Raw genomic sequence first — 13,762 nt, forward strand, 5'->3', positions numbered from 1 at the left:
AGCACGGTGTCACGGAGTACGCGAATGTGTGAATTGAGAACGGAGGCGGTCTCGTGGACCATGCCGATCAGGTGAAGCTGCTTTCCCGATTGTTCGAGCTGCGCGATGCCAAGACGACGACGTTCGCGCCCGCCACCCGGTGGCAGTCGACCTCGATCTACGTCGATTCCGAGCACTTCGACAACGAGGTCCGCACGCTTTTCCGCGAACGGCCGCTGATCGCCGGGCTCAGCTGCGACCTGCCGCGCACCGGGGACTACTTGGCCGTCGAGCTCGGCTCGATCCCGGTCATCGTCGTACGGTCCGAGAACGGGCAGGTCCGTGCGTTCCTGAATGCCTGCCGCCATCGCGGTTCACGGCTCGCCGAGGGCAGGGGCCCTGCCAACCGGGTCTTCCGGTGCCCGTATCACGCGTGGGTCTACGACATCGACGGGCGGCTGTTGGGCCAGCCGGTGGCCAGAGGCGCGTTCGACGGTGTCGACCGGGACAGCACCGGACTGATCGAGCTGCCCGCGGCAGAAGGCTGCGGGTTGATCCTCGTCGGTCCGACGCCCGAGGCGGGGCCCATCGACGTCCCCGACATCCTCGCCGGGATGGGCGAGGAGATGGCGAGTCACGAGTTCGACTCGTGGACCCTGATTGGCGAGCGTGAGGGTACCTGGCAAGCGAACTGGAAGCTGCCCTACGAGACGTTCACCGAGGCATACCACATCTTCGCCCTGCATCGGGACACCTTGGCCAAGGAAGTGCTCTCGACGCCGATGCTGAGTGAGTTCTTCGGTCCTGGTGGGCACGGGCTCCTGACCGGGCGGGAGGCTCCCAAGCTGCAGGAGAAGGATCCGGGAGAGTGGACTTTCAAGGGACACGCCAACCTAGTCTACTGGCTCTTCCCGAACGTCATCCTGAGCATGCCGATGACCGGTCATGCCGAGCTTTGGCAGTGCTACCCCGGCGAGAGTCCCGGTCAGTGCCGGGTCACGACGCGGTTCTACCTCCCGCAGGAGCCGAGTACGGACAAAGAGCGCTCCTTCTGGGAACGAATGATCGACTTCACGATGTCCGTCGTCGAGTCGGAGGACTTCGCGCAGCAGGAGGCGATTCAGCACAACGTCGAGTCGGGTCTCTACCCGGAGCGCATCTTCGGCCGCAACGAGCCCGCCCTGATCCATTACCACGAAAGCCTCGACCGCGCGCTCGGCGTGTCCACTGTGGTCGATGACGGGAAGGCGGCGTACCTGACATGATCGCGAAGAAGCTCACCGATACCGCCGCGCTCATCGTCGGGGGTTCCTCCGGTGTCGGGCTGGAAACCGCCCGGCAGCTGACGCAGGCAGGAGTGCCGCGAATCGCTCTGCTAGGGCGCGACGCGGAACGGCTGCGGGCGGCTTCGGAGTCGGTATCGCGGATCTCCGGCGCCGAGGTCGTACCGCTCAGTGCCGACGCGACCGATGCCGCCGCCGCGGCCCGGGCCGCGGCGGAAGCCCACACGAGGCTGGGGTCGATTGACCTGCTGGTGAACTCCGTCGCGGGCGGTGCCCCGCCCGCCCTGCTCCACGAGATCGACCCGGCCGACATCGAGCCGACACTGCGCGGACAGTTGCTCGCGCCGTTGCTTATGACCCGGATCGTGTTGCCGTGGATGTACGAGCAGGAAGGCGGCTCGATCGTCAACATCGCCTCCGATGCGGCCAAGGTCGCCACGCCTGGGGAAACCGTGCTCGGCGGCGCGATGGCGGGGATCGTCACCTTCACCCGCGCCGCCGCGCTCGAGGCCAAACGATTCGGCGTCAGGGTTAACGCGCTGACGCCATCGCTCATCGAAGGCACCCCAACCACCGAGCTCATCACCCGGGACGGGTTCAGCGCGAAGCTGTTCGCGCATGCCGCCAAGCAGGCGCATCTCGGTGTGCCACAGCCAAGCGACCTCGCGGCTCTCGTCGTGTTCCTCGCCGGGCCGGACGCCCAGCGCCTCACCGGTCAGGCGATCAGCGTCAACGGCGGCATCTCGGCTGCCTGACCGGACGCGGAGCGTGCGAGACAACGGTGACGTCGGCGCCTATCGCACGTACGCGGGCATCGCAGGTGCGCCGCCCGTCGCGATCGTCTCGATGCTGCGGAGGACGACGAGCGCGGCGCTGTGGGCGGCCGATCCGAGTTCCGGCGAGTGAGCGACGAGTCGCCAGCGGCGGAGGGCGTCCCGCAGCGCCTGCTGGACCTGGGTGCCGGATGGCGCGTGCAGCCCGAGGCGTTTCTCGGGTTCGGTCCCGTGCTCACCGATCAACCGTATGGCTTCCTCCCGTAGGCCATCGGGTAGCAGCCCGGGGTCGGCGAGCAGCGATGCCGCCAGCCGCAGTTCCTGGAACTCGTGCGCGCCAGCCACGGCACGGTCCAGCTCAATGAGCAGGGCATCGCTGCCGGTACGTGGCTCCATCCGGAGCAAGACGTCGAGCGCGAGCATCGCGGCTCGCGCCTTGAGTATTTCGGCGCGCGTCACGAAAAGCACGTCGATCGTCTCGCGGAGTTCGGCGAGACCGCTGCGTTGCGCGAGTTGCGCGGCCAGCGTGGGCTGCGTGTCGTTGCCTTGCCGCACCAGTGTCACGGCCAGCCGGACGCCGAACAGCCCGAGCCGGTCGAGCAAGCGCTCGCGGGTGCCCGCGTCGACGGGCAACGACACCTGGGTGCTCGTAAACCGCTGCACGGACAGTAGGTGCGCCTCCAGTCGGTCCGTGGGCTCGCTGGCGAGCGTCCGAAGTGCGCCGAACTCGGTGGCATTCAGCGTGCGCCCGGCATTGGCCGCCTGACCGGCGACCGCGACAACGTCCTGACACAGGGCGCGCAATTCTGGCTCGCGTCGGGCGCGGCGCGCGATCTGCCGCGCCGAGATCACCGCGTCGGCCCTGCCGCCGCCAAGCTCGTCCGCTCTGGACAGCACCGCCACCGTATTGATCGGCGTGGCCTGCGCGACCGGATGCTCGTGCACCGCGCGTGCAAGGTCCAGCTCCGTGTCCCGTGGCCGGCGGAGCAGGCAGAGCACGGCGTCCGCGTCGGCACATCGCGCGCGAATCTCCCGTGGCGCGGCGTCCGGCTCGACGGCGGTGGTATCCACCGGCGTGATGTCCCGCAGCGAACGGCCGGACGCGCTGAGCGCTCTGACCACTGTGGACTTTCCGGAGCGGGAGGGGCCGATGACGGCCAGCCGAAGCGGTTCATCGAAGCGCGCTCGCTGGCGACGCAACATAGCCATGGCGCGAGGGTTGTCCCGATACAGCTCGATCGCCCGGTCCAGCAGGACTCGGGTGAGTGTCGCGGTGACCGAGGTGTTCACGCCGTCAGCTCGCGTGGCGCTGGCACGATCGACGCCCACACCTGGTCGTTCAGGTTTCGCACGCGCTGGCGTAGCGTGCCCAACGACTCCAATGCGGTGGAGATTTCCTTTGTACGCCGGTTTTTCTCCGCCGTCTCGATGTCGACCGCTTTCTTGAGCTCTTTTGCGGACGCCGTGATCTCGGCGCGGCGTTGCTCCGCGTACTCGGTGTAGCGGTCGCGCAGCATGCGTTGCAGTCGGCGGGCGGTGTCCCTGCTTTCCTTGTTGCAGGCGAGATAGAAGTCGTCGACGTGTCGGTGCGCCGCGGTCTTGGCGACGGTCTGCCTGCGCTTCAACCGGCTGCCGCGCTCCTCGAACACGCTCTTGAGTCCAAACGCGACGCCCGCGCCGAGCGAGATCGGATTGATGAGGGGCATTCCGGCGACCGTCGTGGCGAGTCCGAACATGAGCAGCCCGCTGTAGGAGCCGCGCATGCCGACGAACAGCTTCTGCCCTACTGAGAACTTCTCTACGTTGGGCCTACGAAGCCCGTTGGCGTGCTCGAGCGGCGGGTCCCCGGCGGCCACGTCGGGGACGAGATCGGGGCGGTGCGGTGCGATCTGGCGGGCAAGCTGGTGTGCGATCCAGTCAAAACGTTCGAACAACCACCCGAAGTTCGTCTCAGCCACCTCAGTGAGCTGATCCTCCAGCCATTCCTCGAACTCCGGCCAGGTGCGAGAGGGGTCCGCTTCCTCGAAATACTCATCCACCTCCCGCAAGATCCTGCGTGTTCTGTCACGGAGGTCGAACTCCAGATCCGAGGTCAGGTCGGCGACAGCGTCGGCGAGTAGGGTCTGCCCGCGAGCTGAAACCCGCTGCAGCTGCTCGATCTCGCGTCCCGCCGCATGCCAGCGGGTGACCGCGTCCCCGGTACCCCCGCGCTGCGTTCTCGCGTGTTCCTCGCGGAGCCCGTTGATCAACCGGGTGACGGTCACCTCGCTCAGCGCGGCGACGGACCGCTGGTTCAGCTCGTCGGAACGTTCGAGCCAATCGTGTCGCAGCCGACGCACGAGTTCCTCGAACCCGGATTCCGCGTTCAGCACACGATCACCACCGCGGGCCGCGGCCATTCGCAGCGTCGCCGAGACGGGAACCACGGTCGCGGGCAGTCCATCCTCCGCGAGTCGCGCCCTGGTGCGTTCGGCGACGTCTTGCCACCCGGGAACGATGTCGATTTTGGTGAGGGCCACCAGCACGGTCGGACAGATACGGGTCACGCGCTCAAGCAGCTCGCGCTCGTTCGCGGACAGATCGCTGGTGGCGTCGGTAGCCATGAGCACAGCGTCCGCGCACAACACCTCAGACAGCACACTCGAAAGCCGCTGGGTACTCGCCGGTGGCGTGTCGACTAGCACGAGTCCAGCCCGCAGCAGTCCTCGCGGCAGGCCGATCCTGGCGTGTACGACGTCACTTCCTGGGGTGGCCGCGTCGTGATTCGCCCGGTTCGTCACCGATTCGATCGGCACCGGCAGCCGCCGCCCCGATTCCGCGCCGCCCTCGATCGCGCCACGCGCGTCTGGATTGTCGGCGATCATCGCTGCGTTCGGTGTGTCCGCGTATTCGACGATCGCGGGCACCCGTGTCGTCTCGTCGTCGCCCACCGCGCACACCGGGGCGTTCACCAGCGCGTTGATCAGCTGGCTCTTCCCCTGCCCTGACTCACCAAGCACGAGAATCCGCAGGGTCGGCTCGAGTAGCCGCGCTCGTCTTTCCCACAGCGGCTGTGCCAGATCCTGTCGATTGTGCGTGACGCATGCCTGGATCGTGTCGTCCAGGATGCCGAGCCAGGGCGGTGCCATCGCCGAGCAGTGTGCCGTCTTGCCCGCCAAACGTGAAGGTGGCTCGGGCCGAAATCACGGACCGAGCCACCTTCACGGTCTTATATGTGTCGGTTCAGCCGCCAATGCCCAGATCGCCGACGGCGTCGCCAGCGTCCGGAGTCGGCGCATCCTGCGGGACCGCGCTGCCGAGCGGGCTGTTGCTGACGCCCTCCTCGACGGTGTTCAGCGACGGCTGGGGAGCGTCGGGGAGCTCTGGCTGCGGCGCCGCGGGCAAACCGGTCTCCGGCAGCGGGTTCTCGACCGGCAGGTTCGGCAGCTCGGACGGCACGCCCGCGCCAGGCAGATCACCGGCGGACGGCAGGCCGGCTCCGGTAGGCAGGTCCGCCCCCGTCGGCAGGTCGGCTCCGGTAGGCAGGTCGGAGCGAAGGTCAGGCGCCTGCGATGCGCTGACGTCGCCCGGCGACGGCACCTGCGACGGGGCCTGCTCGATCCGCCCCGCCAGCTCGTTGGACCCGCTCGACACGTGACCGGCCGTGTAGTCGGCGCCGTTGCTGATGTGGTCGGACGCGGTCTCGGCCGCACCCGTCAGGTACGCGCCGAGGGTGTCGCCGCCCGCGGTGATCTGCTGCGCGAACGCGTCGCCGCCGGAGGAAACGTAGCCGGCCACCGTGCCAGCGGCGACCTCGCCGCCCTTGCTCAGCGTGTCACCGTCGAGGGTCAGGTTCGGGTCGCCGCTGCCGTTGAACTCGAAGCCGTCGGAGCCGCCGATGCCGTGCACGTACACGTTGCCCAGGTCAGAGTCGGCGCTGCCGCCGCCGTGCACTGTGGACGTCGACGCCCCGAGGTGCCCCTCGGACTCGAAGCCCATTTCGGCGCCAGCCGCCTCGAACTCGCCTGCCGCCTCGTCGGCGGACAGCTGGGAGGCTCCGGTGAAGGAGCCAAGCGGCGAGTCACCAACCATGGCGGTCTCCACGCCGTCAAGGTCACCCTTGAGGCCAGCGGCACCGGAGCCCTGGTCGTTACCGAGCGCGCCAGCGAGGCCGACGGACTCCTGCGAGCCCCACGCGTCGCCGGTCAGCGTGCCAAGCCCGGACTCCGACGACACCTCGCCGGCGAAGCCGTCCAGGTCGCCGTTGCCACTGAGCGTGCTGCTGAAGGGGTCGCCGTCGTAGCCGCCCTCGGCGCCCATGCCGAGCGACGTGGGGGCCGTGACGTTGTCCTCGGCGGCGGACTGCGCGACGACCCGCAGGTGGTCGACCGCGGCTTGTGGGTCGGACGACAGTTCGGACAGCCGGGCTTCCAGCGAGGCCAGATCGGCACCCGGCGCGTACGCGAGCACCAGCGGGACGACTTCCTGCACATCCTGCGGGGTGATGTCCTGCAGGCCGGCGTTGGCGAGCGTGCCGGTCGGGTCGTCCGCGAAGTCGGCCCGAGCGGTGGCATCGCTCAGCAAGTTCGACACGAAGTCGTACAAGGTGTTTTGGGATTGCATCAAGGGAATGTCTCCTCGCGGGTAGGTCTTGTCCGGCAAGGAAGCGTAGGGCTCACCCGTGCTAGTGACATCGGGGATGACGCCCTTGTCGGTTGCCCGCGGTCGACTAGGACCACGGTTAGTAGTGTTAGGGGATTAGGGGAACCCGAATGGGGGACGGGGTTTGGTAGGAAGATCACCCAACACGACTGACCCGGAGGGCAGCGACCGGCTATGCCGTACGTACTGGGGATTGACCTCGGCCACACCCGTACCCGCGCCGCGGTGTGCCGGTACGGCGATGGAACGTGGACGGCTCCCGAGGTCGCGCCGCTCGACGGCGGTCGGCGGTGGGTTGACTCAGCGGTGCACATCGCATCGGACGGGGCGGTACTCGCCGGGCACGCCGTCGCGCGGCAGCAGGGGCCGCCGGAGCGCACCGTGCGCGGGTTGCCGCATCGCGTCGGGGATCCGGTGCCCGTGGTCGTCGGCAGCCAAGCGTATCCAGGTGAGACCCTCGCGGCAGCACTCGCCGGGTGGGTGTCCGACCAGCTGGCGACCTCGTTCGGGGAGCCCGCCCGTCAGATCGTGCTCACCCATCCCGCCGGGTGGGGACCGCATCGGCGCCGTGTGTTGCACGACGCGTTGGAGGCCGCGAGACTGCCAGGGGCACTGGTGTTGCCCGCACCGGTCGCCGTGGCAGAGTGGCATGCGGCCGCCGAACAGGTCGACGTCGATAGTGTGCTCGCCGTGTGTCGGTTGGGGGGTGAGCGTGTCGAGTCCTCGGTGTTGCGGCGCGGGAACGCGGGTTTCGACCTGCTGGCGCGCGCGACGAGCCCAGACCCGAACGCGGGTACCGTGATCGACGACTTGCTGGTGGAACACGTGCTCGACGGACTGGATGACCCGCCGAGCGATCCTCGGCTTCGTGCCAGGCTGCGTCACGGGTGTCTGCGCGCGAAAGAGCTGCTCGCTGAGCAGCGGGAAGCGGTGATTCCGGTGCCCGCCGCTGGCGACATCCCGATCAGCCGCCGGGAGTTGGACCACATCGCCGCGCCGGTGCTGCGAGGAGCCGCCGACCAGCTCGCGCGGCTCGCCGCGTGCGTGCCCGCGGACGATCTGTCCGCCGTGGTGCTGGCCGGTGGCACCGCACGCATGCGGCAAGCCGCGACGCTCACCGAGGCCGCGCTGCGCCGAAACGGGCATGACTGCCCAGTACGGGTTGGCGAGGATCCGGCTCACGCCGTATGTCAGGGGGCCGCGTTGATCGCACGACGGCGGTTGGCGCCCGATCCCGAACCGGCGTCCGTCGCGGCGAGTCATCCGGCCATACCACGTCAGCCGGTATCCGGCGGGGAGCACGAACCGGACGAGATCGAGCTCGGGTCACCGCCGCCGAGGCCACCTGTCGAGATCACTCCGCTGGAACCACCCCCGCGACGGTCCTCGGTGCTGCTGCGCCGTGGCGCCCGTGGCGCCAATCGAGACGGAGATGACCGGTGACGCGGGCCGTGGTGGCGATCGAACCGATCCTGGACCAGCCGACCGCGCGGTTGTGCGCGGCGATCGCCGACGGTGAACGCTCCGGCGTCCGGCTGGCCGTGGTGGCCCCTGGCGAGTACGGCAAGACGGCGCTGCTGGATCACCTGGAATCGGCGTGCGCCAAGGGCGGCGTGCCGACCGTCCGATTTGAACAGATTAGCGGTGTCGAAGATATCGAACCGGCGCTGATGCTTGTCGACGACGCGCACGCACTCGACGACGGCGCGCTCGACAAGCTGCGACGGTGTGCCGAGGATGATCGGTTAGGACTGATCGTCGCCGCGCGGCCCATGCCCCGGCCAGTCGCGCTGAACGACGTGCTTGCCCTGTTGCGCGGGCAGATCGTGTTGCGCCCGCTCGATCGAGGGCAGATCGAGGACAACATCGGCACGAACCGCACGGAATGGGCCAGGTTCATCCACGCCCGCACCGGTGGCGTGCCCGGCTTGGTGCACCGTGTCGTGAGCCGTCTCGATTTGCGGCGGCTCGCCGGAGCGCCCGCGATACCCGAGCCCGCACTGGCCGATCTTCGCCACGAACTCGACCAGCTCAATCCCGACACGCTCCGGCTGTTGATCGCGACCGACGCGGGCGCCGGCGGGGACTTCGACCTGCTGTGTGGGGCGCTCGGCATGACGTCCGACGTCGTCTTCGGGCTGCTGGACGACGTGCGCACCACCGGGCTCGTCAGTGCGGACGGCACGCCGTTGCCGGTGGTCGGGCAGGCACTGCGCTCGCTGATTCCCGCCGAGCGGCGGGCCGCGGTGTGCCAGCGGCTCGCGACGATCCAGCTGGATCGTGGTGCGCCCGTGCTTGAGTTGGTGCGGCCGTGGCTGGGTACTGGGGTCACCGGTTCCGGTATCGCCGGCGCGTTCCGCGCGGCGGCGGAGGAAGCACTGGACACGGACCCGCTACTTGCCGTCCGGTTGTTCGATGCCGCGGTGACCGCTGGCGCCCCCGCGGCCGCGCTAGGGGCACGGCGTGCCGAGGCGATCGCGTTGACCGGGGATCTGGACACCGCGCTTCGGCTCGCCGATGACGTGATCGCCAGCCCAGATGCCACCGATCGAGCCGATGCGGCACGGATCGCGGGAACCGCGCTGGCGCATCGGGGCAGCTGGGGTCACGCCACTGAGCTGTTGCGATGGTCGGGCTCCGTGCGATCGCGCGCGTTCGCCGCTGTCGGGTTGGTCGCCACCGGGCGACATGCGGAGGCCAAGCGGTTGCTCGATGACTCGGAGCAGCGTGGCGTCGACGGGCCGCCGACGCTGTTGTCCGGCGCCCTGTCGTCGATGGCGCGTGGCGTATTGGACTCGGTCACGGGGACGCCGACAACCGCACTGTCTACTTTGGTCAGTTCAGCCGAGATGCTCGAGCCGGTTGGGAGGGCGGTGTTGCTGCCGGATAGCCCCGCGGCGCTCGCCGCCGTGCTCGCGTTGCAGTGCGGCGAACCGGCGATCGCCGAACCACTGCTGAAACGCGCGGTGCGCGACGGCACCGGCGGGAAGCCGATGTTGGTCAGGCACCAATTGTTGCTGGCCTGGATCGCGATGACACGGGGTGACACGTCCACCGCGGCGAAACCGCTCGCGGCGGTGGGGCAGCCCGCACATCCCCGCGACTGGCTGTTCGCCGTCGCCATCGAGGTGGGGCTCGCTCGGCGGCAGAGTGACCTCGCCGCGCTGCGCAAGATTTGGGGCAAGGCATGTGCCGCCGTGATCCGGCAACCGGTCGATCTGTTCACGTTTCTGCCGCTCGCTGAGTTCGCGGTCGCCGCGGCAAGGCTCGGCGATCAGGACCGGCTGGCGCCACATCTCGCGCGGGCGCACGAGCTACTCGGCCAGCTCGGTGATCCCCCGCTGTGGTCGACCGTGCTGCACTGGAACGAGCTGCACGCCGCACTTACCAGTGAGCGGCGTGATGAGGCCGAGCGGCATGCCGCCGCGCTGCGTGCGAACGCCGAACATGGTGCGCACTTGGCCACCATGTCGGCCGCCGCCGACTGCTGGTTGCGGGCACTGGATGGAGCGGTGGACCCGGACGAGGTCGAGGTGGTCGCACGGGGTCTGCGGGACGCCGGTTGCGGGTGGGATGGTGCCTGGCTGGCACGACAGGCCGCGATCCATACCACGGACCGCTCCGCGATGCTGCGCCTGCTGGACTGCGCCCGCTCGTTGCAAGGCGGCCCGGCGCGTGGTGACGGGGCGAGCGAGGACGGCTCAGCGGTGGCGCAGCTCAGCGAACGTGAGGTGCAAGTCGCGCGGTTGGTGGTGGACGGCCTGACGTACAAGGAGGTCGGGGCGCGGCTGTTCATCTCGGCGAAGACGGTCGAGCACCACATCGCCCGGATCCGCCAGCGGCTTGGCGCGGACAGCCGCGCCGAGTTGCTCACCCAGCTCCGGGCACTGCTCAGCGCTCAGTCCGCGGAGTGAACGCCGCGTGCCCCTACAGCCGTGCTGCGGCGATGTCGTCGTACCGACACGTCAGGTGGTTGTGCACCGTGACGACGCCGGGCACGAGTGCGGCGAGCCTGCCAGCCCACTCCACCTCGCTGCGCCGGTCGAGTTCTCCCTCGAGCGTGACCTCGCCACCGCTGACGGTGACCGTGGCGTCCTCCGGCGCGGCCCACAGCGAGTACCGCAGCACGTCGTGGCGTACAGCCGCGGCGAGGTCGTCGTCGCTTCGGGTGAACACCCGCATCACGTCGCGGCGCGCCAGTACGCCTACCAGCGCACCGTCGTCGTCGACGACGAACAGCCTGCGGAGCTTGCCGGTGAGCAGCCGCTTCGAGGCGTGCGGAAGTGATACCTCAGGGCCAACCGTGACCACCTCGGGGGTCATGACGTCAGCCGCGGTGGTCGCTTCCTGTTTACGGAAGCGCCGGCGGGTCCTGGCCAAGGCGAATGTGCCGGGTTCGCGCCGGTCGGTCTGGGCTCTGACCTTCATGAGCAGATCCGCTTCGGAGATCACCCCCATCGGGCGACCGCCGGGCTCGACGACGGGCACCGCGCTGATGCCGTGCTGGGCGAGTACCTGGGCGACCTGTTTGAACGGCATAGTCGGCGTCACCGTGACGACGTCCCTTGTCATCACATCCGCGACCGTCAACCCGACCATCGCACACCTCCGCGTGGTTATGCCTGCCTGCTGTCGCCAGCGTGCGCCACCGTGAGAACGGGGTGGCAGCGCCAAGAGTCGTACGTGGCAGGGTCGAAGGTCCTCGATCGCCTTAGAACACGTTTTGCGCCAGCCGCGAGATGAGCAGGACAGCGGCGATGGCAAGCAAGATCCACAACATCTCGCTGGTCGACAGCCCCGGCGGTTCCTTTTTGTCGTTGTCGTCGCTCATCGCCGCCCACTTCGCGGTGCGTGCTGTGGCAACCCTGGCCGTGGCGGGCCTGATGGGGGTGGTTCCTCGGACTCGCCGGGAGGCTCCGTCGGTTCTGATGGTGAACCGTACTTCCCGGACTCGTTGTGGTACTGCCCGATGTAGAGGACAACCCGGTCCGCCTGCTTGATCGTCGTCTCTTCCTCGGGACGAGTAGCGACCACGAGACCGTCATAGTCCTGGTATTTCTCTGCCAGGTCGTAGTCGGCGACTTGAACGATGCCGGTATGGCCTGATTCGGTGAGCTCTTCGCGGGCTTCGCCTTCCGACATCCCGAATAAGTCGGGCATCGCCATGGGGTGCTCCGAGCCATCGGACACCGTGATGACCACCGACGAGCCCTTGACCGCTTTGTCGGAACTCGGTTCCTGCGCGACGACGGTACCTTTCGGTTCCGCCGAGGCCGTCCATTCCGTGACAACCTCGAAACCGACGCTGCTGAGCCCCGCGCGCGCGGCCTCCTCGTTCTTTCCGGTGTAGTCGACGACGCGCACCATGGTAGGCCGCTCGTATACGGTCAATTTGACCGTTTCGCCCTGTGCCACGGTATAGCCCGGCTCTGGGTATTGCCGCACGATCTGGTTCGAAAGGGCGGGGTTCCGGTTCTCCAGTTCCTTGATGTTGGGGTTGAGCAGCAACCCCTTTTCCTCGAGCAGGTCGCGTACCTTGCCCTTTTTCTTCCCGATGAGGCTCGGCATCTGGAATTGTCGTGGCGCTTGGCCGATATCCACCACGATCCCGGTGCTGGTGGCGACCTTGGTACCTTCGCTTGGCGTGGTCCCGAGTACCCTGCCGTACTCATCGCTACCGCAGACCGGTTTCTTGCCGAAGGCCTGCGCCCAGCATGGTATGACATTGCGTTCGATCTGGGTGAAGCCGAGTTCGCGCAGTTCGCTTTCCGCTGCCATGAACTGCTGTCCCGATATTCGCGGGATCGCCGCGACCGGCTCGTTGGCCCAGGGATTGAACTGCCAGAGCAAGAAGATCAGCATCGCGGCCGCGCCAAACGCGGCGAGGTATGGCATTCCCCGCCGCGCGCCAGTGTCCTCACGCCGCTTCGTGTCATCGGCCGTAATCCGCTGTGTGGGTGCGGCGGGCACCACCCGGTCAGGGGCCAGGATCCTTGGCGCCCGTGGGCGCTTGCCGGCGAGTATTCTGACCAGGTCGGAACGCATCTCGATGGTGCTCTGGTACCGGTTCGCCGCGCCTTTCGTCAACGCTTTCAGTACGACGGCGTCGAGGTCTTCGCCGATCGATGGCCGCACCGATGACGGCGCTGCCGGGGTTTCCTGCAGATGCTGGTAGGTGACCGCCACGGGGGAGTCGCCGGTGAATGGCGGCCGCCCGGTGAGCAACTCGTACAACGTGCAGCCCGCGGCGTAGACGTCGCTGCGGGCATCGACCCGCTGGCCGCGCACTTGTTCCGGCGACAGGTAATGCGCTGTTCCGATGACGGCGCTCGGTAGCGTCATCCCCGCCCTGGCGTCATGGGCGGCGCGGGCGATACCGAAATCCATGACCCGCACCGCACCGGAGTTGGTGAGCATGATGTTGCCCGGCTTGACATCACGGTGGATGACGCCGTGGCGGTGCGAGAAGTCGAGCGCGGCGCAGACGTCAGCCATGACGCGTAACGCGTGCTTGGTGTCGAGCGCCCCGTTCGTACTGAGAATGTCGCGTAGCGTCCTGCCGTCGACGTATTCCATGACGATGAACGGGGTTGTCCCCGAGGGACCTTCCGTTTCGCCCGTGTCGTAAAGCGAGACGATCGCCGGGTGGTTCAGCGCGGCCGAGTGACATGCCTCCGCGCGGAAGCGTTCCTGGAACGACTCGTCTCTGACTAGATCAGCGCGCAGGATCTTGATCGCGACTTCGCGGCCGAGGCGAACGTCTCGCCCCCGCCAGACATCGGACATGCCGCCACGGCCAATGAGGGTGCTCACTTCGTACCGCTCGGCGAGCAGGCGAGGTCCGGCCGGCGTCGCCGACGATGCCGGCCCCTCCGACACGTCACCTCGCTCGTACGAAGTACTCATTTTGTTTAATGAAACATATAATGGACGTGTCGTCAAATCTCGTGGCGTTATCGAGCACGTTCCGAAACCGTTCCGCTACCCATCGCTGATGGTTGTCCGTTCCGCCGCCTGCTTGTCGGATGTGTGGAGTTCAGGATGGCATCGGCAATGTGTTCTCGCATTGGGAGCGCGCGCTCTCAG

At 68.0% G+C, this 13,762-nt stretch carries 9 protein-coding genes; 4 read left to right on the forward strand and 5 right to left on the reverse strand.

The genetic code is table 11. The annotated features are described in order from the left end of the window. Positions 1 to 53 precede the first annotated feature (53 nt). Positions 54 to 1,244: an aromatic ring-hydroxylating oxygenase subunit alpha gene (locus tag ACFQGD_RS03705; protein ID WP_345407460.1), complete on the forward strand. Its 1,191-nt coding sequence runs from the start codon at positions 54 to 56 to the stop codon at positions 1,242 to 1,244. Further along, on the forward strand, positions 1,241 to 2,017 hold the full coding sequence (locus ACFQGD_RS03710; protein ID WP_345407463.1) for an SDR family NAD(P)-dependent oxidoreductase: 777 nt from the start codon (positions 1,241 to 1,243) through the stop codon (positions 2,015 to 2,017). Before ACFQGD_RS03705 ends, ACFQGD_RS03710 begins: the two co-directional genes overlap by 4 nt. A 39-nt stretch (positions 2,018 to 2,056) precedes the next feature. On the opposite strand, the gene ACFQGD_RS03715 is transcribed toward ACFQGD_RS03710, so the two are convergent. The 3 genes from ACFQGD_RS03715 to ACFQGD_RS03725 form a co-directional block, all read right to left on the reverse strand. Then, positions 2,057 to 3,325, reverse strand: a complete 1,269-nt coding sequence (locus tag ACFQGD_RS03715; RefSeq protein ID WP_345407466.1) for a hypothetical protein — start codon at positions 3,323 to 3,325, stop codon at positions 2,057 to 2,059. Further along, the gene (locus ACFQGD_RS03720) at positions 3,322 to 5,163 is read right to left on the reverse strand and encodes a dynamin family protein (RefSeq protein ID WP_345407469.1); all 1,842 of its coding nucleotides are present in this window, start codon (positions 5,161 to 5,163) and stop codon (positions 3,322 to 3,324) included. Before ACFQGD_RS03720 ends, ACFQGD_RS03715 begins: the two co-directional genes overlap by 4 nt. Before the next feature lie 94 nt (positions 5,164 to 5,257). Beyond that, on the reverse strand, positions 5,258 to 6,637 hold the full coding sequence (locus ACFQGD_RS03725) for an IniB N-terminal domain-containing protein (RefSeq protein WP_345407573.1): 1,380 nt from the start codon (positions 6,635 to 6,637) through the stop codon (positions 5,258 to 5,260). Between the two features lie 213 nt (positions 6,638 to 6,850). On the opposite strand from ACFQGD_RS03725, the gene ACFQGD_RS03730 reads away from it, so the two are divergent. Then, on the forward strand, positions 6,851 to 8,119 hold the full coding sequence (locus ACFQGD_RS03730; protein WP_345407472.1) for an Hsp70 family protein: 1,269 nt from the start codon (positions 6,851 to 6,853) through the stop codon (positions 8,117 to 8,119). Continuing rightward, positions 8,116 to 10,590, forward strand: coding sequence for a helix-turn-helix transcriptional regulator (locus ACFQGD_RS03735; protein ID WP_345407475.1), 2,475 nt, complete (start codon positions 8,116 to 8,118; stop codon positions 10,588 to 10,590). The genes ACFQGD_RS03730 and ACFQGD_RS03735 overlap by 4 nt, the downstream gene beginning before the upstream one ends. 13 nt (positions 10,591 to 10,603) lie before the next feature. Here ACFQGD_RS03735 and ACFQGD_RS03740 read toward each other — a convergent pair whose 3' ends face one another. Then, positions 10,604 to 11,275 carry a CBS domain-containing protein gene (locus ACFQGD_RS03740; protein ID WP_345407478.1) on the reverse strand — a complete coding sequence of 224 codons (672 nt, stop codon included), beginning with the start codon at positions 11,273 to 11,275 and terminating at the stop codon, positions 10,604 to 10,606. Positions 11,276 to 11,503: 228 nt separating this feature from the next. Beyond that, entirely contained in the window at positions 11,504 to 13,582 is a 2,079-nt protein-coding gene (pknB, locus tag ACFQGD_RS03745; RefSeq protein ID WP_390221007.1) for a Stk1 family PASTA domain-containing Ser/Thr kinase, read from the reverse strand. Positions 13,583 to 13,762 lie beyond the last annotated feature (180 nt).

Origin of the sequence: Haloechinothrix salitolerans, from assembly GCF_042662605.1 — a bacterium.
GTDB classification, from domain to species: domain Bacteria; phylum Actinomycetota; class Actinomycetes; order Mycobacteriales; family Pseudonocardiaceae; genus Haloechinothrix_A; species Haloechinothrix_A salitolerans.